General features: G+C 72.7%; 16 protein-coding genes and 1 tRNA gene. 3 read left to right on the top strand and 14 right to left on the bottom strand.

Going from position 1 to position 20,410, the window contains the following annotated elements; translation table 11 throughout:
* Positions 1-8: 8 nt before the first annotated feature.
* Complete coding sequence (locus tag AB0F11_RS05575) at positions 9-1,232, bottom strand: RNA polymerase sigma factor (protein ID WP_362168745.1); 1,224 nt, start codon at positions 1,230-1,232, stop codon at positions 9-11.
* Positions 1,233-1,346: 114 nt separating this feature from the next.
* Between AB0F11_RS05575 and AB0F11_RS05570 the strand changes: the two genes are divergently transcribed.
* Together AB0F11_RS05570 and AB0F11_RS05565 are read left to right on the top strand one after the other, a co-directional pair.
* A complete protein-coding gene (locus tag AB0F11_RS05570; protein WP_362168743.1) occupies positions 1,347-1,943 on the top strand; it encodes a hypothetical protein in 597 nt (198 codons plus the stop codon).
* Complete coding sequence (locus AB0F11_RS05565) at positions 1,940-2,917, top strand: nucleotidyl transferase AbiEii/AbiGii toxin family protein (RefSeq protein WP_362168741.1); 978 nt, start codon at positions 1,940-1,942, stop codon at positions 2,915-2,917. The genes AB0F11_RS05570 and AB0F11_RS05565 overlap by 4 nt, the downstream gene beginning before the upstream one ends.
* Before the next feature lie 30 nt (positions 2,918-2,947).
* Here the strand turns inward: AB0F11_RS05565 and AB0F11_RS05560 are convergent, their stop codons facing one another.
* The 6 genes from AB0F11_RS05560 to AB0F11_RS05535 all read right to left on the bottom strand — a co-directional run bounded on the left by AB0F11_RS05560 (position 2,948) and on the right by AB0F11_RS05535 (position 10,952).
* Positions 2,948-5,026 carry a molybdopterin oxidoreductase family protein gene (locus AB0F11_RS05560; protein ID WP_362168739.1) on the bottom strand — a complete coding sequence of 693 codons (2,079 nt, stop codon included), beginning with the start codon at positions 5,024-5,026 and terminating at the stop codon, positions 2,948-2,950.
* Between the two features lie 841 nt (positions 5,027-5,867).
* Positions 5,868-6,509 carry a helix-turn-helix domain-containing protein gene (locus AB0F11_RS05555; protein ID WP_361915523.1) on the bottom strand — a complete coding sequence of 214 codons (642 nt, stop codon included), beginning with the start codon at positions 6,507-6,509 and terminating at the stop codon, positions 5,868-5,870.
* 312 nt (positions 6,510-6,821) lie between these two features.
* A complete protein-coding gene (locus AB0F11_RS05550; protein WP_362168737.1) occupies positions 6,822-8,609 on the bottom strand; it encodes a DEAD/DEAH box helicase in 1,788 nt (595 codons plus the stop codon).
* Between the two features lie 173 nt (positions 8,610-8,782).
* Positions 8,783-9,169 carry a type II toxin-antitoxin system death-on-curing family toxin gene (locus AB0F11_RS05545; RefSeq protein WP_362168903.1) on the bottom strand — a complete coding sequence of 129 codons (387 nt, stop codon included), beginning with the start codon at positions 9,167-9,169 and terminating at the stop codon, positions 8,783-8,785.
* Between the two features lie 68 nt (positions 9,170-9,237).
* Positions 9,238-9,438, bottom strand: a complete 201-nt coding sequence (locus tag AB0F11_RS05540) for a hypothetical protein (RefSeq protein WP_362168736.1) — start codon at positions 9,436-9,438, stop codon at positions 9,238-9,240.
* A gap of 32 nt (positions 9,439-9,470) precedes the next feature.
* A complete protein-coding gene (locus tag AB0F11_RS05535) occupies positions 9,471-10,952 on the bottom strand; it encodes an MFS transporter (RefSeq protein ID WP_362168734.1) in 1,482 nt (493 codons plus the stop codon).
* A 179-nt stretch (positions 10,953-11,131) separates the two neighbouring features.
* Here AB0F11_RS05535 and AB0F11_RS05530 point away from each other — a divergent pair.
* Positions 11,132-11,203 (top strand) — tRNA-Cys (locus AB0F11_RS05530).
* A 50-nt stretch (positions 11,204-11,253) separates the two neighbouring features.
* Here AB0F11_RS05530 and AB0F11_RS05525 read toward each other — a convergent pair.
* From AB0F11_RS05525 to AB0F11_RS05495, 7 genes are all read right to left on the bottom strand, one after another.
* Positions 11,254-11,772 (bottom strand): hypothetical protein, encoded by a 519-nt coding sequence (locus AB0F11_RS05525; protein WP_362168732.1) that lies wholly within the window; start codon positions 11,770-11,772, stop codon positions 11,254-11,256.
* A 29-nt stretch (positions 11,773-11,801) separates the two neighbouring features.
* Entirely contained in the window at positions 11,802-14,090 is a 2,289-nt protein-coding gene (locus tag AB0F11_RS05520) for a DUF6571 family protein (RefSeq protein WP_362168730.1), read from the bottom strand.
* 19 nt (positions 14,091-14,109) lie between these two features.
* Positions 14,110-14,499, bottom strand: a complete 390-nt coding sequence (locus tag AB0F11_RS05515) for a hypothetical protein (RefSeq protein WP_362168728.1) — start codon at positions 14,497-14,499, stop codon at positions 14,110-14,112.
* A 205-nt stretch (positions 14,500-14,704) separates the two neighbouring features.
* On the bottom strand, positions 14,705-15,877 hold the full coding sequence (gene mycP / locus AB0F11_RS05510; protein WP_362168726.1) for a type VII secretion-associated serine protease mycosin: 1,173 nt from the start codon (positions 15,875-15,877) through the stop codon (positions 14,705-14,707).
* A 28-nt stretch (positions 15,878-15,905) separates the two neighbouring features.
* Entirely contained in the window at positions 15,906-17,345 is a 1,440-nt protein-coding gene (locus AB0F11_RS05505; protein ID WP_362168724.1) for a hypothetical protein, read from the bottom strand.
* Entirely contained in the window at positions 17,345-17,866 is a 522-nt protein-coding gene (locus AB0F11_RS05500) for a DUF2563 family protein (protein ID WP_362168722.1), read from the bottom strand. Before AB0F11_RS05500 ends, AB0F11_RS05505 begins: the two co-directional genes overlap by 1 nt.
* Before the next feature lie 164 nt (positions 17,867-18,030).
* The gene (locus tag AB0F11_RS05495; protein WP_362168901.1) at positions 18,031-20,358 is read right to left on the bottom strand and encodes a xanthine dehydrogenase family protein molybdopterin-binding subunit; all 2,328 of its coding nucleotides are present in this window, start codon (positions 20,356-20,358) and stop codon (positions 18,031-18,033) included.
* Positions 20,359-20,410: the final 52 nt, after the last annotated feature.

Genomic DNA, 20,410 nt, shown 5'->3' with positions numbered 1-20,410 from the left:
GCCAGGCCCTAGTCGAGGTAGCCGCGCAGCTGGTCGGCGAAGGCGTGGTCGCGCAGCTTGCCGAGGGTCTTGGACTCGATCTGGCGGATGCGCTCGCGCGTGACGCCGAAGATGCGCCCTATCTCCTCGAGGGTGCGGGGCCTGCCGTCGGCCAGGCCGTAGCGCAGCTGGACCACCTTGCGCTCGCGCTCGCCGAGGGTCGAGAGCACGGCCTCCAGGTGCTCGCGCAGCAGGAAGAACGCGGCGGACTCCATCGGGGAGGCGGCGTCGCCGTCCTCGATCAGGTCGCCGAGGGCGACGTCGTCCTCCTCACCGACCGGCGCGTGCAGCGAGACCGGCTCCTGGGCCAGGCGAAGCACCTCCAGCACCCGTTCCGGCGTCAGTTCCAGGTGGACGGCGACCTCTTCGGCGGTGGGCTCGTACCCGCGCTCCTGGAGCATGCGGCGCTGCACGCGCACCACGCGGTTGATGAGCTCCACGACGTGCACGGGCACGCGGATGGTGCGGGCCTGGTCGGCGAGGGCCCGCGACATCGCCTGGCGGATCCACCAGGTGGCGTAGGTGGAGAACTTGTAGCCGCGGGCGTAGTCGAACTTCTCGACGGCTCGGATGAGGCCGAGGTTGCCCTCCTGTACGAGGTCGAGCATGGTGAGCCCGCGGCCGACGTAGCGCTTGGCGACGGAGACGACGAGCCGCAGGTTCGACTCGATGAGCCGCCGTTTGGCCATCCGGCCCATGACGACGAGCCGGTCGAGGTCGAGGGCGAGCCGCAGGTCGAGGTCGGGGGTGTTGGCGAGCTTCTCCTCGGCGAAGAGCCCGGCCTCGACGCGGCGCGCGAGCTCGACCTCCTCGGCCGCGGTCAGCAGCGGGATCCTGCCGATCTCGCGCAGGTACTGGCGGAACAGGTCGGCGGACGGGCCCCCGGTGCCGCCGCTCTCGCCGCGCCCGCGCTGCTCGGGGGCCTGCTCGATCAGCTCGAGCACCTCGGGCTCGGCGTGTTCGTCGTGCTCGTCGTGCTCGCCGTCCACGGCGTCGAGCGCTGCGTCCGCTTCGCCCGGTGTCCCGGCCGCGGGCTCGATCCCCGGCCCGGTCTCGGGCTCTTCTCCGCCCTCGACGGCCTCGGTGTCGCGCGCGGGCGGGCTCACGTTGACGGGCAGGATCCGGGTCTGCACGGGGGCGACCTCCAGGGCTCCGAGGACGGTGGCACCGCGATTCAGTGTGGGGTACGACACATCGCCGCCACGAGGGGCGTGCGAGCACTTTCTGGGTCCGGTGCGTGACCGGATGGTTACCCGCCGCGGAGAACCCCGATGCGGATCGGACGCATGTCCGAGAAGATCGCTTCCATGTCCGAGTACGAAACCCACATCACCGTGCGCTGCCCGGACCCGGCGGAGCTGGCCCGGCTGGAGGCCTGGGCCGGGGCGCGGGGGCTGAAGGTGACCCACATCGTGCTGGCCCGGGGCCGGATGGCGTCGCAGCCGATGCTGACCCTGGCGGACCGGGACGGCCACGAGGGCCTGGTGCCGCGGCTGCGGGCGGACGGCTTCGACCCGGTCCGGGTCAAGGTGGAGACGGTGCCGTGGACCCGGGACCTGCCGGGGCCGGGCGGCGGCTACTTCGAGCACCACCTGAAGCTGCTGCTCCCGGCCGTCCACGACCGGACCCGCCTGGAGGCCCTGGTGGCCCCGCACGGGGCGCACCTGTCGTGGAATGCCCGCCGCGTACGGGCCGACGGCCGCCAGGAGCGCTTCGTCACCCAGCGGTGGCGGGGCCCTGCGGGTGCGGCCGGGGTGGCCGGCGCGGGCCGCGCCTGCGACGCGCTGGTCGCGCAGCTCCTCGCCGCCGGCTACGAAATCGACTCGGAGGAGCGGGAGTTCGTGCTGTACGACAGCGACCTGACCGTGGACGAGGGCTGGATCGAGGAGGCGATACGGGCATGACCGGGGAACAGTGGAAGCCGTCGATCGCGGACGGGCCGTGGGGGGACGAGCCGTTGGGTGACCGGCTGCACCGGAAGACGGGTCTGCCGTACACCCTGACCGCGGGGATCGGTGAGAGCGCCGCCCGGCACCGGGTCTTCGATCCGGCACTGAAGCAGTTCGACGACGCGTACCGACCGCTGGACCCGAGGATCGAGGACCCTGCGGTCCGCACGGCCTGGCTGCAGGCCCGGCGCACGGCGATGGAGGTCGCCCTGCACGCCGTGTACGACGCCGGATGGGCGTCGTCGCTGGTCCTGCGGGGCAGCATGCTCATGGGGCAGTGGTTCGGTCCCGCGGCGCGGGAGCCGCACGACCTGGACTTCGTCGTGGTCCCGGCGGACTGGCGGATCGAGGAGGACCGCACCGGGCGGATGCTCGACGAGATCGCCGCGGCCGCCGAACGGCTGGCCGGGGGCCTGGACATGCCGGCCGATGAGGCGGCGTCCGAGTACATCTGGACGTACGAGCGCGTGCCCGGCCGGCGGCTGGTGCTGCCCTGGTACGCGCCGGGGCTGCCGGGCGGGCAGGTCCAGTTGGACTTCGTCTTCAACGAGCCGCTGCCGGCGGCTCCGGAGCCGGTGGAGGTGGCCGGGGTGCCGCTGCTCGGCGCCACGCGCGAGCTCTCCCTCGCGTGGAAGCTGATGTGGCTGGCCGGGGACCTCTACCCGCAGGGCAAGGACCTCTACGACGCGGTGCTGCTCGCGGAGAGCTGCGCCCTGCCGCGCGAGCTGCTGGAGCAGGTGTTCCGACTGTCCGGCGAGTTCGAGGTCGCGGGCATGGTGCCGCTCTCGCCCGCCACGTTCGACGGGTTCGCCGACACCGACTGGAGCGGCTTCCGGGCCGAATACCCCTCGCTCGGCATCGACGAGCCGGGTCTCGCACGGCGCCTGCTGGCGGCGGTGGAGCGGGTGTTCGCGGACGGCGGTGCGTGAGGACGCGGACGAGGCCCCCGGGCGGCGCGGCTAGGCCGCCGGTTCGACGCGGACCGCGCAGACCTTGAACTCCGGCATGCGGGAGACCGGGTCCAGGGCCGGGTTGGTCAGGGCGTTGGCGCGGCCCTCGCCCGGCCAGTGGAACGGCATGAACACCGTGTCCGCACGGATCGCGTCGGTGATGCGGGCCGGGGCGACGGCGCGGCCGCGGCGGGAGACGACCGCGAGCGGGGTGCCCTCGACCACGCCCAGGCGGGCGGCCAGGCGGGGGTGGAGCTCCACGAACGGGCCGGGGGCGGCGGCGTTCAGCTCGTCCACCCGGCGGGTCTGGGCGCCGGACTGGTACTGGGCGACCACCCGGCCGGTGGTGAGCAGGATCGGGTACTCGGCGTCGGGGACTTCGGCCGCGTCCCGGTGGGAGACGGGGGCGAAGCGGGCCCGCCCGTCCTCGGTGGCGAACCGGTCCAGGAAGAGCCGGGGCTGCCCCGGGGAGCCCTCGGGGCAGGGCCAGAAGACGCCCTGCTCGGTCTCGATGCGGGCGTAGGAGATGCCGGAGTAGTCGGCCGGGCCGCCGGCGGAGGCCCGGCGGAGTTCCTCGAACACCTCCTCGGGGGCGGTGGGGAAGCCCTTCTCGATGCCGAGGCGGCCGGCGAGCCCGTGCAGGACCTCCAGGTCACTGCGGACGCCCGGCGGTGGGCTCAGGGCGCGGCGGCGCAGCAGCACCCGTCCTTCCAGGTTGGTGGTGGTGCCGGTCTCCTCCGCCCACTGGGTGACGGGCAGGACCACGTCCGCGAGGGCCGCGGTCTCGGAGAGGACCACGTCGGCCACGGCCAGGAAGTCCAGGGAGCGGATGCGGTCCTCGACGTGGGCGGCGCGGGGGGCCGAGACCACCGGGTTGGAGCCCATGAGGAGCAGCGCCTTCACGTCCGTGCCGAGGGCGTCGAGGAGTTCGTACGCGCTGCGGCCCGGGCCGGGCAGGGTGTCGGGGTCGACGCCCCAGACCTCCGCGACGTGGGCGCGGGCGGCCGGGTCGGCGAGCTTGCGGTAACCGGGGAGCTGGTCGGCCTTCTGGCCGTGTTCGCGGCCGCCCTGCCCGTTGCCCTGGCCGGTGAGGCAGCCGTAGCCGGAGAGCGGCCGGCCGGCCCGGCCGGTGGCCAGGCACAGGTTGATCCACGCGCCGACGGTGTCCGTGCCCTTGGACTGCTGCTCGGGCCCGCGGGCGGTGAGCACCATGGCCGAGGACGGGGCGCAGAACAGCGAGACCGCCTCGCGGAGCTTGGGCACGGGGACGCCGGTGATCCGCTCGACCAGCTCCGGCCAGTGCGCCATGGCCGCCGCGCGGGCCTCCTCCCAGCCGGTGGTGCGCTCCGCGATGAAGGCCTCGTCGGTGCGCCCCTCGGCGACGACGAGGTGCAGCAGGCCGAGAGCGAGCGCGAGGTCGGTGCCCGGACGGGGGGCCAGGTGCAGGTCCGCGTGCTCGGCGGTGCGGGTGCGGCGCGGGTCGACGACGATGAGGGTGCCGCCGTTCGCCTTGAGCTCGGTGAGGTAGCGCAGGGCGGGCGGCATGGTCTCGGCCGGGTTCGAGCCGACGAGGATCACGCAGCCGGTGCGCGGGATGTCCTCCAGGGGGAAGGGCAGTCCGCGGTCGAGTCCGAAGGCCCGCTGGTGGGCGGCGGCGGCCGAGGACATGCAGAAGCGGCCGTTGTAGTCGATCTGGGAGGTGCGCAGCGCGACGCGGGCGAACTTGCCGAGCGCGTACGCCTTCTCGTTCGTGAGGCCGCCGCCGCCGAAGACGCCGACCGCGTCGGGGCCGTGGGCGCGGCGGGTGCGGGCGAGGCCCTCGGCGACGGCGTCGAGGGCCTCCTCCCAGGTGGCCGGCTCCAGCCGCCCGGCACGGGTGCGGATCAGCGGCTCGGTCAGGCGCACCCGGGAGGAGAGCACGGCGGGCGCGGTGCGGCCCTTGCCGCACAGGGCGCCCCGGTTCACGGGGAAGTCGGCCCGCTCCTCCACCGCCACGCCCGTGCCGTTCGGCGTGGGGCGGAGGTTCATGCCGCACTGCAGTGCGCAGTACGGGCAGTGGGTGGCGGTGGCGGTGTCCGGGGTGTGCATACCGGCCAGCGTGCGGGGGCGGTGTTACGCGGGCCGCCGCCTCCGGTTACACCTCCCGTACGACCCCCTCAGCGCACCCGGTTCCCCTCGGTGAGGACCGCCCCCGTCCCGAGGCCCAGGTACCTCCGGCCTAGCCGCCTGCTTCCGAAGCCTGGCTCCGGCAAACCCAGCCTCGTCGGCGTTGAGGCGCGGGGCTGGGGCTGGGGCGGAGCCCCAGAAGCCCGGCCGGCTTCGCCGACGCCTGAAACGGGGGTCCGGCATATCCAGCCTCGCCGGCGTTTGAGTTGGGGGTCCCCCCGGACGGAGTCTGGGGGAGGGTCCGGGCGGAGCCCGGTGCCCGGCGGAGCCGGGTTTCCTGGGGCTCCGCCCCAAACCCCGCGCCTCAAACGCCGGCGAGGCTGGGATCGTCGGCCCCCGGCTTCGAAGGTGGCGGCTGGGTTGCTGGGGCGCTGACCCAGACCCCGCGCCTCAAACGCCGGGGAAGCTGAGATGGCCGGACCCGGCTACGAAAGCCGACAGGCGGGGGTTGCTGAGGCTCCGCCCCGAACCCCGCGCCTCAAACGCCGGCGGAGCTGGGATGGGCGACCCTCGGCTTCGAAGGTGGCGGCTGGGTTGCTGGGGCGCTGACCCAGACCCCGCACCTCAAACGCCGGCGGGGCTGGATTTGCCGGACCCCGGCTTCGAAGGCAGAGGCGTGGCGCGGGTCACGCGCCACGGCGGCTCCGTACGACGGCGGTCAGCGCAGGCCGCCTGCGCAGGCGTCAGCGCAGGGGAAACGGCTCGGCCCGCCAGTGGCGGGGACGGCACAGCCCGCCAGCGCAGGCGTCAACGGCACGGCCCGTCAGCGGAGGGCGTCGGCGACTTCGCGGGCCGCGTCCACGACGCGCGGCCCAACCCGCTCGGGCACGGCGTCGGCCAGCATGACGACGCCGACGCTGCCCTCCAGCCCGGTGATCCCGACGAGCGGCGCGGCGGCCCCGCTGGCGCCCGCTTCGAGCTCGCCGTGGGTCAGGGTGTACCCGGGCTCGATGAGGGTGCCCTGGCGGGCGGCCAAGATGGCGCGCCCGGCGGCCCCGCGGTCCAGCGGGTGGCGGAAGCCGGCCCGGTAGGCCACGTGGTAGTCGGTCCAGGTGGGTTCGACGACGGCGACGGCCAGCGCCTCGGTGCCGTCGACGAGGGTCAGGTGCGCGGTGGCGCCGATGTCCTCGGCGAGGGCGCGCAGCGCGGGCAGGGCCGCCTCGCGCACGAGCGGGTGGACCTGGCGGCCCAGCCGCAGCACGCCAAGGCCGACGCGGGCCCGCCCGCCGAGGTCGCGGCGGACCAAGGCGTGCTGTTCGAGCGTGGCCAACAGGCGGTAGACCACGGTGCGGTTGACACCGAGGCGGTTGGAGAGCTCGGTGACGGTCAGACCGTGGTCGGTGTCGGCGAGCAGTTTGAGGACTCTGAGTCCCCGGTCGAGAGTCTGTGAGGTTTCCGCGGTCACGACGCCTCTCCCTCGTTGGTGAGCGGCGGTGACTCTCGGGGGAAACGACGCCGGTCCCACGGCGACGCACGGAGAGGCCGCCGGTAGCGGCCATGGCACCGGCTGCGCTCCCGCGGCGGCGCTGCCACGGGGCGTTCGATGCGGGGACAGTAGCGAGCGGGTCCGCTCAGCGGAAGTCCTCGTCCAGAATCCGGGCGCCAACGGCCCTTTTATGGCGGTTCGGATCGTGGTTGTGACCGACTTCCGGACCGTCCCGGCCCTCGTCCGCCTGTGCGATCGGACGAGGGCGGGCGGGCCGGCCGCCCGTCGGGATCACCGCATCCGGGTGGCCCACTCCTGCACCTTCTTGATGCGTTCCTTCAGCTGTCCGGCGGTCGCCTCGGCGCTCGGCGGGCCGCCGCAGACGCGCCGCAGTTCGGTGTGGATGACGCCGTGCGGCTTGCCGCTCTGGTGGACGTACGCGCCCACCATCGTGTTGAGCGACTTGCGCAGCTCCAGCAGTTCCTTGTGGGAGACCACGGGGCGGCGTTCGGCGGGCAGCTCCAGCAGGTCCGCCTCGGCGTCGGGCTTGCGGCGGCTGTGCGCGATCTGCCGGGACTGGCGCTTCTGCAGCAGCAGCTGGACCTGCTCGGGCTCCAGCAGTCCGGGGATGCCGAGGTAGTCCTGCTCCTCCTCGCTGCCGGGGTGGGCCTGCATGCCGAACTCGGCGCCGTCGTACAGGACGCGGTCGAAGACGGCGTCGGACTCCAGCGCCTCGAAGGACATCTGCTCGTCCTCGCCGGTGTCCTCGTCCTCCTGCCGGTTCGCCTCCTCCATCTCCTTCTCGGACTCGGCGTACGGGTCCTCGTCCTCGCCCGCCTTCTTCGGCCGGTCCAGGGCGTGGTCGCGCTCGACCTCCATCTCGTTGGCGAAGCCGAGGAGGTAGGGGATCGTCGGAAGGAACACGGATGCGGTCTCGCCGCGCCTGCGCGACCGTACGAAGCGGCCGACGGCCTGCGCGAAGAACAGCGGGGTCGAGATCGTCGTCGCGTACACGCCGACCGCGAGGCGCGGGACGTCGACGCCCTCGGACACCATGCGGACCGCCACCATCCAGCGGTCGTCGTTTCCGCTGAAGGTGTCGATGTGCTTGGAGGCGCCGGCGTCGTCGGAGAGCACGAGCGTGGCCCTGGCGCCGGTGATCTCGCGGATCAGCTTGGCGTAGGCGCGCGCGGAGTCCTGGTCGGAGGCGATGACGAGGCCGCCGGCGTCGGGGATGCTCTTGCGGACCTCGGTCAGGCGCTGGTCGGCGGCGCGCAGCACGTTGGGCATCCAGTCGCCGCGCGGGTCGAGGGCGGTGCGCCAGGCCTGGCTGATGGCGTCCTTGGTCATCGGCTCGCCGAGGCGGGCCTCGATCTCGTCGCCGGCCTTGGTGCGCCAGCGCATGTTGCCGCTGTAGGAGAGGAAGATGACGGGGCGCACGACGCCGTCGCCGAGGGCGTTGCCGTAGCCGTAGGTGTAGTCGGCGGAGGAGCGGCGGATGCCGTCGTTGCCCTCCTCGTACGTCACGAACGGGATCGGGTTGGTGTCGGAGCGGAACGGGGTGCCGGTCAGGGCGAGGCGGCGGGTCGCCGGGTCGAAGGCCTCCAGGCAGGCCTCGCCCCAGGACTTGGAGTCGCCGGCGTGGTGGATCTCGTCGAGGATGACGAGGGTCTTGCGCTGTTCGCAGCGGTTGCGGTGGAGCATGGGGCGGACACCGACACCGGCGTAGGTGACGGCGACGCCGTGGTAGTCCTTGCTGAGCGGCCCGGCCGAGTACTCGGGGTCGAGCCGGATGCCTATCCGGGCGGCGGCCTCGGCCCACTGCTTCTTCAGGTGCTCGGTCGGCGCGACGACGGTCACCTGCTGCACGACGTGGTGGTGCAGCAGCCAGGAGGCGAGGGTGAGCGCGAAGGTCGTCTTGCCGGCGCCGGGCGTGGCGACCGCGAGGAAGTCCCGCGGCTGGCTCTGGATGTACTTGTCCAGAGCGCCCTGCTGCCAGGCGCGCAGCTTGCTGGCGGTACCCCAGGGGGCACGGCCGGGGAAGGCGGGTGAGAGGTGGTGGGAGGCGGTAGTAGTCACGGTCTCCGGTTCGTGCTCTCGTCGTCGGCGGCGGCGGTCGTCGTGCTCGCCGTCGTGATCATGGTCTTACGGTCGTGATCATGGTCGTACGGAGGACAACCGGGCCACCCTACCGGTGCGGGCCCGCCCCTCGCGGAGGGACAGGCCCGTGACCTCGCGGGGTGCGGCGAGCGTCACATCCGGCTCAACTGCCGCAGCCGCTCTGCGATCACCGCCACCTCGGCCTCGGCTCCGGAGGCCACGTCGATGACGAGGGCGTAGGCGGCGTCCTGGTCGGCGCCGGCGAGGTCGACGTCGTTGACGGCGAGGAACGTCGCGGCGGCGAGCCAGGCCGTGCGCTTGTTCCCGTCGACCAGGGGATGGTTCGAGGCGATCCCGTGGAGCAGCGCGGCGGCCTGCTCGTAGCGGTCCGCGTACGCCGGGGTCCCGAACATGCGGGCCCGTGGCCGGTGCACGGCCGACTCCAGCAGGCCGGGGGCGCGCAGCTCCACCGGCTGGTCCTGGGCGAGGCAGGCGTGCCGGGCCAGGTCGAGGACCTCGGCGAGGGTGAGGTGGCGCACGGCACTGCTCGTGCCGCCCGTACTGCCCGTTCTGCCCGTGCTGCTCGTGCTCCGATTGCTCGTGCTGCTCATGATCCGAGCCGCTTCAGGAGCGCGGCGTGCCGCTCGGCGAGCCGCCCGGCCGCATCGCCGACCCGGTCCCGCTCCCGCCGCAGGTGCTCCCGTACGGCGGCGAGGGCCAGCTCCTGCGGGGTGCAGCCGGTGGCGTCGGCGAGGTCGTCGAGCTCGGCGCGCTCGGCGGAGGACAGGCGGACGAGGAGGTCGTTCATGTACGGACAGTAGCGGTGCGGCGTGCGGCGTGTCAGGCGGATTTCGGGGCGGCGGGACGCTCGTGGAGCCGCGTGGCGACCCAGGCGCCGACCAGGGCGACGGCGGCCATCGGAAGGAAGACGATCACGAACGCGGCGGGGTGCGAGGCCCCGGCCCCGCCCGCGGCGTCCGAGACGGCGTGCCCGGCCCCCACCGCTCCCCCGCCGAGCGCGGCGAAGGCCGCCCCGCCGGCCGCGAGCAGCACCACGTTGGCCAGCGCATCGGAGATCTGCAGGGCGGCGGAGTTCGCCCCCGCCTCCTCCGGCGCCGACAGCTTCAGCAGCAGCACGCTGGTCGAGCCGATCACCAGCCCCATCCCGAGGCACCCCACGCCCCAGGCGAGCGCCAGCGTCCACACCGGCACCCACGGCACCAGCACCGCCGGCGCGCCCGCGATGGCCGCGGCCACCATCACCATCCCGAGCACCATCAGCCGCTCCCGGTACGGCGCCACCCGCCCCTTGGACTGGATCCAGGAGCCGCCGGCCCAGGTCAGCCCGCCCAGCGCCAGCGAGAACCCGGCCAGCGTCGGGCTCAGCCCCCGCTGGGTGACCAGCATCAGCGGCACGAAGCTCTCCGCCGCGATGAACGAGCCCGCCGCGACCCCGCGCAGCAGGACCACCGCGGGCAGCCCGCGCCGCGCCCGGTACGTCCCGCGCGGCAGCAGCCCCAGCACCGCGGGGACCAGCAGGCCGGCCCCGGCCGCGGCGGGCAGCAGCGACAGCCACCGCAGATCCTGGGCGGCGTACTGCAGCAGCCCCGCCCCGACGGAGATCCCGAGCGCGAGCCGGATCCGGCGCCGGTCGAACGCGGCGGGCGGCGCATCCGGATCCACGGGCCCGGAGGCGCTGCGCCGGATCGCGGGCAGCGCCACGGCGAGCGGGACGACGACCAGGACGGGGATCCCGAGGAACACCCACCGCCACCCGAAGTGCTCGGTCACGGTCCCGGCGGCGAGCGGCCCGACGATCGAGGGCACCACCCAGCTCGCGGCGAAGGCCGCCATGATCGCCGGGCGCAGCCGCTCCTCGTAGGCCCGGCTCACGACGACGTACAGGGCGACGATGACGAGCCCGCCACCGAAGCCCTGCACGGCCCGCCCGAGCACGAACACCCCCATGAGCGAGGCGGTGCCCGAGCACACCAGCCCGGCGGCGAAGGCTCCGATCCCCACGGCCAGCGGCCGCAGCGGCCCCTGCCGGTCGCACCACTGCCCGGACAGCACCATGCCGAAGAGGCTGGTGGTGAAGTACGCGGAGAAGGCGAAGGCGTACAGCCCGACCCCGTCGAGCTCGCGCGCGGCGACCGGCATGGCGGTGCCGACGGCGGTCGCCTCGAACGCGATGAGGAAGATGCAGGAGATCATCCCGAAGCTGAGCGTCCGGTACGCGGAAGCCAGGATCCCGCCCTGCGTCCGGACGGGATCCTGCTCGCTGCTCGGCGTCTGTGACACGCGGGGCTCAAGGGCACTCATCGCCCCAGAGTAAGCGGCAAAACCGCATTTGGCCCCTGTCCGGAGGACCTATCCCGCCTGGTCCCCAGGACCTACGACCCGCGGTTTGTGAACGCCGCATGGCAGTCGTGTGGCACCCCCGCCGAAGCCCTTCCGCCCCGTGTGCGGCTGCTCGTACGGTCGTCCCAGCAACACCGCAAGGCCGTGTGCCCGAGTGGCCTAGGGACTCGCCTGCAAAGCGAGGCACGCGGGTTCAATTCCCGCCACGGCCTCTCCCGAAGGCCGTCCAGGCACGGCGCGACCTGGACGGCCTTCGGCATGCCTAGTGCGTGCCGCCGCATTGGGTCTGCTGCTTGGCCGCGGCCAGGTACTTCTGCATGAGCGCGGTCAGGACGGGGCGGGACGCTCCGGGGCGGTCGGCGCTCTGGACCGTGCCGCTCAACCACAGTTCGAGCTCGAAGGAGTCTTCGGCGCCCGTGCAGGTGAGGGTGACGAGCGCACCGCTGTCCCACACCTTGCCGTGCTCGGCGTACGGGAGGGGGTCGGGGTGCTGGTCGTCGACGTTGGTGAATAAGTGCTGGCCCAGGGGTTGGCGCGTCGCCCACGCGAGGACGCGATCCTTTCCATCGACGTAGACGTTGCAGGTCCCGCCGTTCCGATCGGCGGTGAGGCGGAGGTCGACCGGCGACACCTCCTTCACCTCCCGGCCCTTGCCGACCAAGGGGGCAAGGTCGTCGCGCGTGAAGACACCGAAGCAAGAGCGCTCCGGCAGTTGTGGCGCAGCCGGCGGCGCCTCCTTCGAACAGCCGAGAGCCGCCCCTGCCGCAACCAGCAGCATCATGAGACGAAGCGGGGTGCGGGTGACGCGCATCAAGAGCCGGCGTTCGAGGTAGCCACCTGCCCACGCCCAACGGCGTGTGCGTTCGCCGTCTCCGTCGACGCCACCCCCGCGAGGTCGGCAATGTCCTGCTCGTGCATGCCGGACCCTTCTGCAACCTTGCGGACCGAGGCCGCCGCGGACACAGCCGCGCCCGCCTCTGCATTCGTGTAGTCCATCACCGCCTTGGCATTGGCCTCGTCCGCCCTCTTCGCTGCGTCCTTCCTCGCCCCCTCGACCACACTCGCCGTACCGTCCTCCTGGAGCCACTCCACCACGTCTCCGGCCAGCGGAATCAGCTCCACGTACTTCACGCCTGCTGCGCTGATGCCCCTGTTGATCCACTTGGCGTTGTTCTCGACGCCCTTGACGTACTCCTCCTGCTGGTGGGCGTTCTCGGCGAAGACGCCCTCCGCCCTGGCCTCGGAGAGGATGCCCGCGATCTGGCCGCCCGGATGGACGGCGGCCTTGATCGCCGCGTCCAACTCCGAGTGGTCCTCGCGGTGCGCGATGACGTCGTGGACGAGGGTCGTGGTGAAGGCCCGTTGGGCGGTGGTGATCGCGCCGTACGCGTCGGGGTCCTGGCCCACCGCTCCGATGAACGCGGCCATGTCGGCCTTGTGGAACCCGGCCATCACCCCGTTGGCCTTGATCTGGCCGCTGCCGTTCTCCGCGGACGCCTGGAGGTCCGGCATGTACTCCGCGGCCATCTGCCCGAAGTGGCCGGACAGGCCCTTCAGTGGGCCCTCGCTCTCGCCCGGTTTCGCCGCGACCAGCTCGGGGTTCTCGCCGATCTTCTCGACGACCCGTTCCATGACGGCCGCCATCTCCCTGGTATGCGGGACCGGCTTCGCCGTTTCGTCGCCCGCGGGCCGCCCCGACACCGCCGCTTCGAGCGCGCCGCCGAGCGCGTCCTGCGCGGGGTGCGGAGCACCGGTCGGGGCGATGTCGAAGCCGTCCGCGTACGGCTTCTTGTCCAGCATGTAGTCGACCATGCCGCGCGCCCGGCCGTGCGGCCCGCCGACCGGCTTGTCGGTGCGGGTGACGAGGCCGTCGCCGTCGCTGTCCTCGCGGACCGGCTCGTTGAAGAAGGCCGTCGCCGCGTCCGGGTTGTTCCCGAGGGCCTCCATGAGCCCGGTGAGCGGGTGGAAGCCGCGGCCTCCGTCGGCCCTGTGGTTGAGGACGGCCGTCGGGTCGGCGGGAGCGCCGGACTCCCAGATCCCGAGGTTCTTGCGGTCCATGGCGACAATGTCCCGTCCGACCGCGGTCAGGAACTCCGTGTCGTATGAGCCCTCCCGCAGCAGCGCGCCGAGCGCCTGGTAGCCGTACACCGGCTGGGCCAGGCCGACGTCCAGCTCCTTGCGGCCGGCCCGCATGAGTGCCGTCGTCCAGGCGGCATCGAGGTGGTTCGGGACGCCCCTGTGCGTGGCCAGGCCCAGCATCGCGCCCAGGTCGTCCTGGATGTGGCCGACCATGAGCGCGCGGTCCAGGCCGGCCCGGCCGAGGGCGGCGGAGTCCAGCGACATCGTCGCGTACGCCGTCAGCACCCCCTCGGGGCCCATCCGGCGGTAGAAGCCCGTCGCGAACTCCGGGTCGTCGCGGTTGTCGTCGAGGAGGTCCTCCAGCTCGCGCAGCGCCTCCGGGTTCCGTGCCGTACCGCCCCCGCCCGCCGCCGTGAGCCTCCTCATCAGCTCGGCGGCGCGGTCGACCTGCTCGGCGTCCAGGGTCGTGTAGCGGGGCGGGCCGAAGTCGTGGTCGTGTGCGGCGTTGGCCTGCAGGACGCGGACCAGCGAGGCGTCGGCGTCCTGGGCGTTCTCCACGGCCCGGTCGACGCGCTCCTGCCAGAGGCGACGGTTCCTGCGGAGCAACTCCTGGTGGTCCGGGTCGTGCCGGGCCGCGTACTCCTCCTGGGGGTCGGCGGGTTGGAGGGGCGAGACCCGGCCGGAGCCGTCGATCCGGAACCCGGCGGCCGGCGCCTCCTCGACCAGCTTCCGGATCTCGGCTTGGGCGGCCTTGAGGGTGGTGTGCCCGTCGGTGAGGACGAGGTGGATGCCCCTGGCCTGCCGGGCGGCGTCCGCGAACTCCTTGGCCGTCTTGTCTACCAGCGACCGCGCCACGCCGGCCGTGACACCGGTCCACTGCGCCTTGTCCGACTTGGCCTTCATGCCGCCGAGGGCCGCCTCGGCGAGCTCGTCGAGCTTCTTGGCCATCGCGCCCCAGTCGGTGATCGCCGTCTGGAGCTTGTCCAGCGGGGCGTTCATCACGTTCTCGTACGTCAGCACGCGCGCGCCGCCTGCCCTGTCAGGTGAGGAGCTGGTCGAGCTTGGACGCGGTGAAGGCGGCGTGGAGCTCGTGCTCCTCCTTGGCGTGGGCGGAGAGGGAGTAGTCCAGGCCGTTGGAGATGTTCGCGCAGGCTGCGAGGAGGGTCTGGAGCTGGGACTCCCAGCGGGTCTGCGCCTTGTGCAGGGCGGGGCCGCTGGCGAAGCCTTCGTGGGTGAGCGCGGTTGCCGCTTCCGTGGTCGCCCTGGCGGCGTGCCGGCCGTCGGTGCCGAGGCGTCCGTGGAGCTGGAACGCGGCCGTGCCGACAGCGCCGATGTGGTCCTGGTTGAGCTCCAGGTCCGCGGTGGCGAAGCCGCCGACCGCGGGCCTGGCGTTGGCCCGGGCGAAGGACCACTCCTCGTCGAACGACACGCGGCACGCTCCTGGCTCCGGGCGGGGTCGGAGCGGCCAGCCTGGCACGGTGCGTTGTCGCGCAGTCGATTACCGGCCAGGGTGCGTCACCGCGCCGACCCGCCTCGGGCCCGGGTGGGCCGTGGCCGGGCAGGATCCGGCCCGGCCACGGGGCGGGCTGGATTCCGGCCCTGCCGATCACCCGATGGGGTGGCGGGGAGCCGGCTCAGTGGCCCCTGCGGCGGACGAGGACCGCGGTGACGGCACCGCCGCCGACGAGGACGCAGGCCCCGAGCCCCAGCGCGAGCCAGGGCAGGCTGCTGCCCTTGTCCTCCGCCTTGGCCTCGGCCCGGGGCGCGCTGGATGCCGGGTTCTTGGCGTCGGCGGACGGGGCGGGCGACTTCTTGCCGTCTGCTGCCGCCAGGTCGGGGAGCGGGTACACGTCCTTCGGACCGGGGTCACCGGGCGTGGGCAGCGCGACCTTCGGCCGGACGATGCCGTAGCCGAGGTAGTCGTTGCGCTCCTTGCCGTCGTCGCCCTTGCCGGCCGTGTTCAGCAGGACGCGGAGCACCTGGTTGTTGGTCCAGTCGGGGTGGGCCGACCAGAGCAGTGCCGCGGACGCGGAGACGAGGGCTGTGGCGTCGCTCGTGCCGTGGCTATTACAGAGGCCCGTACCCCCGCTGCAGCCAGTCAAGATATTGATGCCGGGAGCAGATATGTCGACAGAAGCGTTGTGCTGGGACTCCTTGGTTGCAACACCGTCAGGGCCTACGGCACCGACACCCACTACCCCAGGCGTTGCGGCTGGATATCGGAGGTCATTGATACTTTCTCCGTCATTCCCGACTGCAGCAAAGATCAGCTTCCCTTTCCCGATCGCATACTGCACCGCAGCGGCAAGGTCTTTGTTGTCACTCGAATGCCCCATCGAGATGTTCAGAACCTTGGCATCCGAGTCAGCGGCAAAACGAATCGCCTGAACGATCGACGCGAGAGGCGGCCGCCCATCACCGCCCACATCGACCCGCAACGGAAGGATCTTGGCTCCTGGGGCCAAGCCAAACGCACTTTCAACTCCGCCTGGCCCCTTGCCGTTTCCAGCGATTGCCGCGGCCATGCTCGTACCGTGACGCTCATAGTCAGTACGCTCGTCGCCCTTATAGGAGGCGGAAGCGAAATTCTGGCCCTTCAGAACCTGGCCTTCTAGCTCGGGGATATCATCGACACCGGAGTCGATCACCGCTACGGTGACGCCCTTGCCCGTGCTGAGTTTCCAAATGTCATCAGCCTTCATGGCGTCGAGATGCCACTGCTTGGACCGGACCGTGTCCGCGTGGGCCGGGGTCGCGGCGACCCCGGCCAGCAGCAGTCCCATCAGGGCCGAGGTCGCCTTACGCATGCGCATCTCGTGCAAAGGTCCGTTCTGCTCAGTCGATGACCGGCGGAACAACGCGGCCGCTGCTCTGCCAGGTCTCTTCGTCCTCGGACAAGTAATCGGGGCGGTCGCCCGTCCGCTGGTCATGCCGGTTGCCGGGCGTGTTGACACCCGCACCGGCGGGACCCATTGTGCCGCGACCCGCTCCGGAGGCAGGAGTGTTGCGCACGAGGCCCGAACCGCCCTGCGTGAACGGCTGACCGCCCGCCACCGGGCGACCGACCGCGCCGGGCTGACGCCCGCCGATGACACCACCCGGCTCCATGGCCAGTCGGCGGCCCGCTGCGGAACCGCCCGGCCCCCCAGCGTGGGGACCACTCACGCCGGGGTGCATACCGCCGCCGCCCATACCGCGGCCGCCCTGCACACCCTCCGTGCCGATGACCGTGGAGCGCGGGAGACCCGGGGTGGGGCCACCGGTGGTTACCTGGCGACCGCCAATGATGCCCGTGTCACGAGGAAGCGGCGGAGTCGGACCGCCGAACTTGCCGCCAGGACCCGTCAGAGGCGGCAGCTTGCTTACCGGCCCGCCGCCGGGCAGCGTCGGCCCGGGGAGGGACGGAAGCCCGATCGGCGGCATGGGTGCAACCGGGCCGGGGCCGCTCGGACCGGGCCCCGGGATGTTCGGCATGTTGGTGACCGGCGGGACGGTCCTGTCCGGCAGGGTGCCCACGTGGTCAAGGTCCACATCCACGTTGTGGTCCGGCAGCACGGGAACCGGCGCGGGCCCGGTCGTCGGGGGCAGCGTGACGTCCGGCCGGTGACCGGGGACACCGCTAGGCTCGCTGGAAGGTCCGGTACCCCGAGGTGTTGACGGGGCATACGTGGCACCGCCAGAACCAGAAGCGCCTCCACCACCGTCTCGCGAAACGTAGTCGCTACCACCGGCGTACCCACCGGTCGGCTGGAAGGGCCCCGGCGGCGGCGGGAACGTCGGGATCTCCGCGTTGGCGATCTGGGTGTTCGACTGCTCGTACGAACCGGCCAGCTTCGTCAGTGCGTCGATGGCCTTCTGGTGGTCACCGGTGAGCTTGGCGTGGGACTCCGACGCGAGCTTCTGGGCGTCCGGGTCGTTGTGGTACTTCCGGGCAGCCTCGTAGTTCTCCGCGGCCGAACTGTCGTAGGCCGGGATGTTGGCCTTTACCTCGACCATGGTCTGGGCGGCCTCGCCCATCCACTTGCCGGCCGCGGCGCTGTACTTGCCCAGAAGCAGCGTCGCGCTACCGGTACGGCTGGTCCAGTCCTCAAAGTCGTGGGCCGCCTCGCCTTCCCACCCCTCCACCTTGTGCTTCTTGAGGGCACTGCCGATCTCGTTGATCGTCTTCGCCGCCTCCGTCAGCAAGGTGCTGCGGGACTTCACCGTCTCCGGGTCGAGAGAAGCGACCATGGCGAGGAGTTGCTGGTGGGTGAAGCCCTCAAAGTTCGTCGCCATCAGATGTGGCCCTTCGGCTTGTTCGCCTCGCCGGTCGTACCGGTCTGGGCGTCCTTCTGCTCCTTCTTCTGCTGCTGGACGAGGGGGTCCAGGTCAGGGTCGTAGTCCTTCTTGGACTGGGCCACGATGGCGCGCATACGGGCCCTCTGCTCCTCGTCCATGTCCTCGAAGCCCTTGCCCGACGTCTGGATCGCGATGCCCAGGCCCTCGATCTGCCCCGCCAGCCCCTTCGACAGGTTCTCCAGCCGCTCCTGGACCTTCGCGTACGTGTCGAAGAGGGCCTGCGCCTCGGCGAAGTCCTTGCCCAGGGCGCCCTTGGGGAGGGTGCCGTGGGCCAGCTTCTTGTCGTCCGCCTGGGAGTCGTTCAGCTTCTTCAAGAGGTCGTCGACGACCTTCTTGTACCCCGACAGCGTCTCGTAGTCGACCTCGAGCGCCTTGGCCTGAGCCCGGATCGCAGCCGCCGCGCCGCTCGCGCTGGCAGCCAGCCCTGCGAACAGGTCTGGTGCTGCATTCTCTGCCACGATGGCCTCCCCGTTTGTCTCCCCGTGTGGGGTGCGGTGTAGGCACCGCTCCCCGTCCCCGTTGCACCCGTTCGCACGCGAACGCAATAAGTCTTACCGATCACTTTAGCGATCGGTGCCGACACTCCCAAGCTCGGGTTGCACGTGCAATGCGACTCACACGGTCAGGAGTTGGGCGCCGCCACCGCCGCCGAGGGCCTGATCGGGAGCCTGTTGACCGGTCGGCCGGTGGCCGCGCGGACCGCCGAGGCCACTGCCGCCGGGGCCGTGACCACCGGGACCGCGCTCGCCGCCTTCGCGCCGAACGGGGCCACCACGTCCCGCTCCTCCACCAGCTTGACGATCCGCACCGCCGGGGCGTCCAACGACGTCGGCAGGGCGTAGCCCGTCAGGTCGGGGTGGCGGACCATGCCGGCGACCGAGCGGAGGTTCTCCGTCAGGGCCGCGCCGACCCCCTGCGTGACGCCCGCTTCGATGCGGGCGTGCAGCTGGGCGGGGTTGAGGACCCGGCCCACGTCCTGGGCCACGGCCAGTTCGACCACGCGCACCGTGCCGAGCTCGATGTCCACGTCCACCACCGCGCGGATCGCACAGAAGGCCAGGCCGACGAATGCGTCGCCCTGCCCGTCGCCGTCCAGCGGCTCCGTGGGGTGGGGGCGGCACTGGGCGGTGGCCCAGAGTTCCTTGCCGGCCATCGCCTCCGCGACCGTGGTCGAGAACGCGCCGTCGTACGAGGTGATGCGGCCGTCCTTGACCTGGAGGAGCTCCGTGGACATGCCGAGCTTGTGGGCCATCGGCTGCAGGAGCTGCGTGCGGACCATCTTCGCGGCGCGCTCCACCGCCCCGCCCGAGACCCACGTGTGGCGGCCGTGTGCCGAGGGGCCGGCCGGGGGCTGGTCGGTGTCGACGGGGGCCGTCGTCACCTCGTCCACGCCCAGGACCTCCTGGACGATCTGGCGGGCAAGGGTGGCGAAGCCCTGGCCGGTGTCCACGGCCGCGCAGATCACCGTGGCCACGCCGTTGACCACCTTGACGGTGGCCGTGGAGACCTCGTCGGTGCCCTCCGCGCCGAGCATGTGCACCATGCCGACCCCGTACCCGACCCCGCGCCGCACCGCGCCCGGCTCGCCCGCGCCCTCCGGGCCGCCCGGCAGCAGCCACTCCTCCTCGGGGGTGTCCTTCGGCAGCGACGGCAGCTCGAAGTCGCGGACCGCCCGCAGGAGTTCCGCGACCGGGGCCGGGCAGGTCACCGTCTGGCCGGTGGGCAGCAGGTCGCCGGTGGCGAGGACGTTGCGCAGGCGCAGCTCCGCCCCGTCGATGCCGAGGGCGGCCGCGAGCTTGTCCATCTGGCCCTCGTACGCGGCGCAGACCTGCATGGCGCCCTCGCCGCGGACGTGCCCGGACGGCGGGTTGTTGGTGCGGACGGCCCAGCCCTCGACGAAGGCGTGCGGGACCACGTACGGGCCGCAGGCGAACGCGACGGCCGCCGCGAGGGATTCCGAGGAGGCGTCCGCGTACGCGCCGGCGTCCATCAGGATCTGGGCCTCGACCTTGACCAGGCGGCCCTCCGCGTCCGCGTGGTGGCGGTAGCGCAGCAGGGTCGGGTGGCGGTGGGTGTGGCCGAGGAAGGACTCCTCGCGGGTGGCGGCCAGCTTGACCGGGTGGCCCGTGCGCAGGGCGAGCAGGCCCAGCGGCAGCTGGAAGGCGGCGTCCTCGCGGTCGGCCGTGGCCCCCGGCACACCGGTGACCACGACACGGACCCGGTCCGGTTCGAGGCCGAAGCAGGCCGCGGCCAGGTCGCGGTCCAGGTGCGGGTCGGTGGAGGCGGTGTAGATCTCCACGCCGCCGTCGGGGCGGGGCACGGCGAGCCCGGCCTCGGCGCCGATGGGGGCGGGGTCCTGGCGGCCGATGCGGTACAGGCCCTCGACGACGACCTCGCCGGTGGCCTCCGGGTCGCCGTAGCGCAGCGGGATGTGCCGGATCAGGTTGCCGTCGGGGTGCAGGGGCGGGGCGCCGAAGGCCTGCTCGGGGTCGGTGACGGCGTCGAGGAGCTCGTACTCGACGATGATCGCGGCGGCCGCGAGGCGCGCCGTGTCGGGGTGGTCGGCGGCGACGGCGGCGATGGGCTCGCCGTGGTGGCGGACCACGTCGTGCGCGAAGACCGGGCGGTCGGCGATGCGCCGGCCGTGGGTGGTGGCGCCGGGGACGTCGGCGTGGGTGACGACGGCGCGCACGCCCGGCATCTCGGCGGCGGCCGAGGTCTCGATGGACAGGATGCGGGCGTGGGCGTGCGGGGAGCGCAGCACGGCGGCCCACAGCAGGCCCTCGGCCCACAGGTCGGCGGCGTACGGGAAGGTGCCCTCGGTCTTGGCGCGCGCGTCGGCGGGTGCGACGGAGACCCCGATGCCGCGGGGTACGGCCGTCTCCGCGGCCTCGGCCGGGCCGCCGCCGGGCGCGCCGGAGCCCGGGGCGGCGCCGGTGGTGACGGTCATCGTGGTCGTCGCCGTCGCGGTCGCCGAGCCCGCCGAGCCTGCCGCTCCCGCC

The sequence above is a fragment of the Streptomyces sp. NPDC032472 genome, from assembly GCF_040636955.1.
Classification (GTDB): domain Bacteria; phylum Actinomycetota; class Actinomycetes; order Streptomycetales; family Streptomycetaceae; genus Streptomyces.
This window is presented reverse-complemented; position numbering and strand designations above follow the sequence as displayed.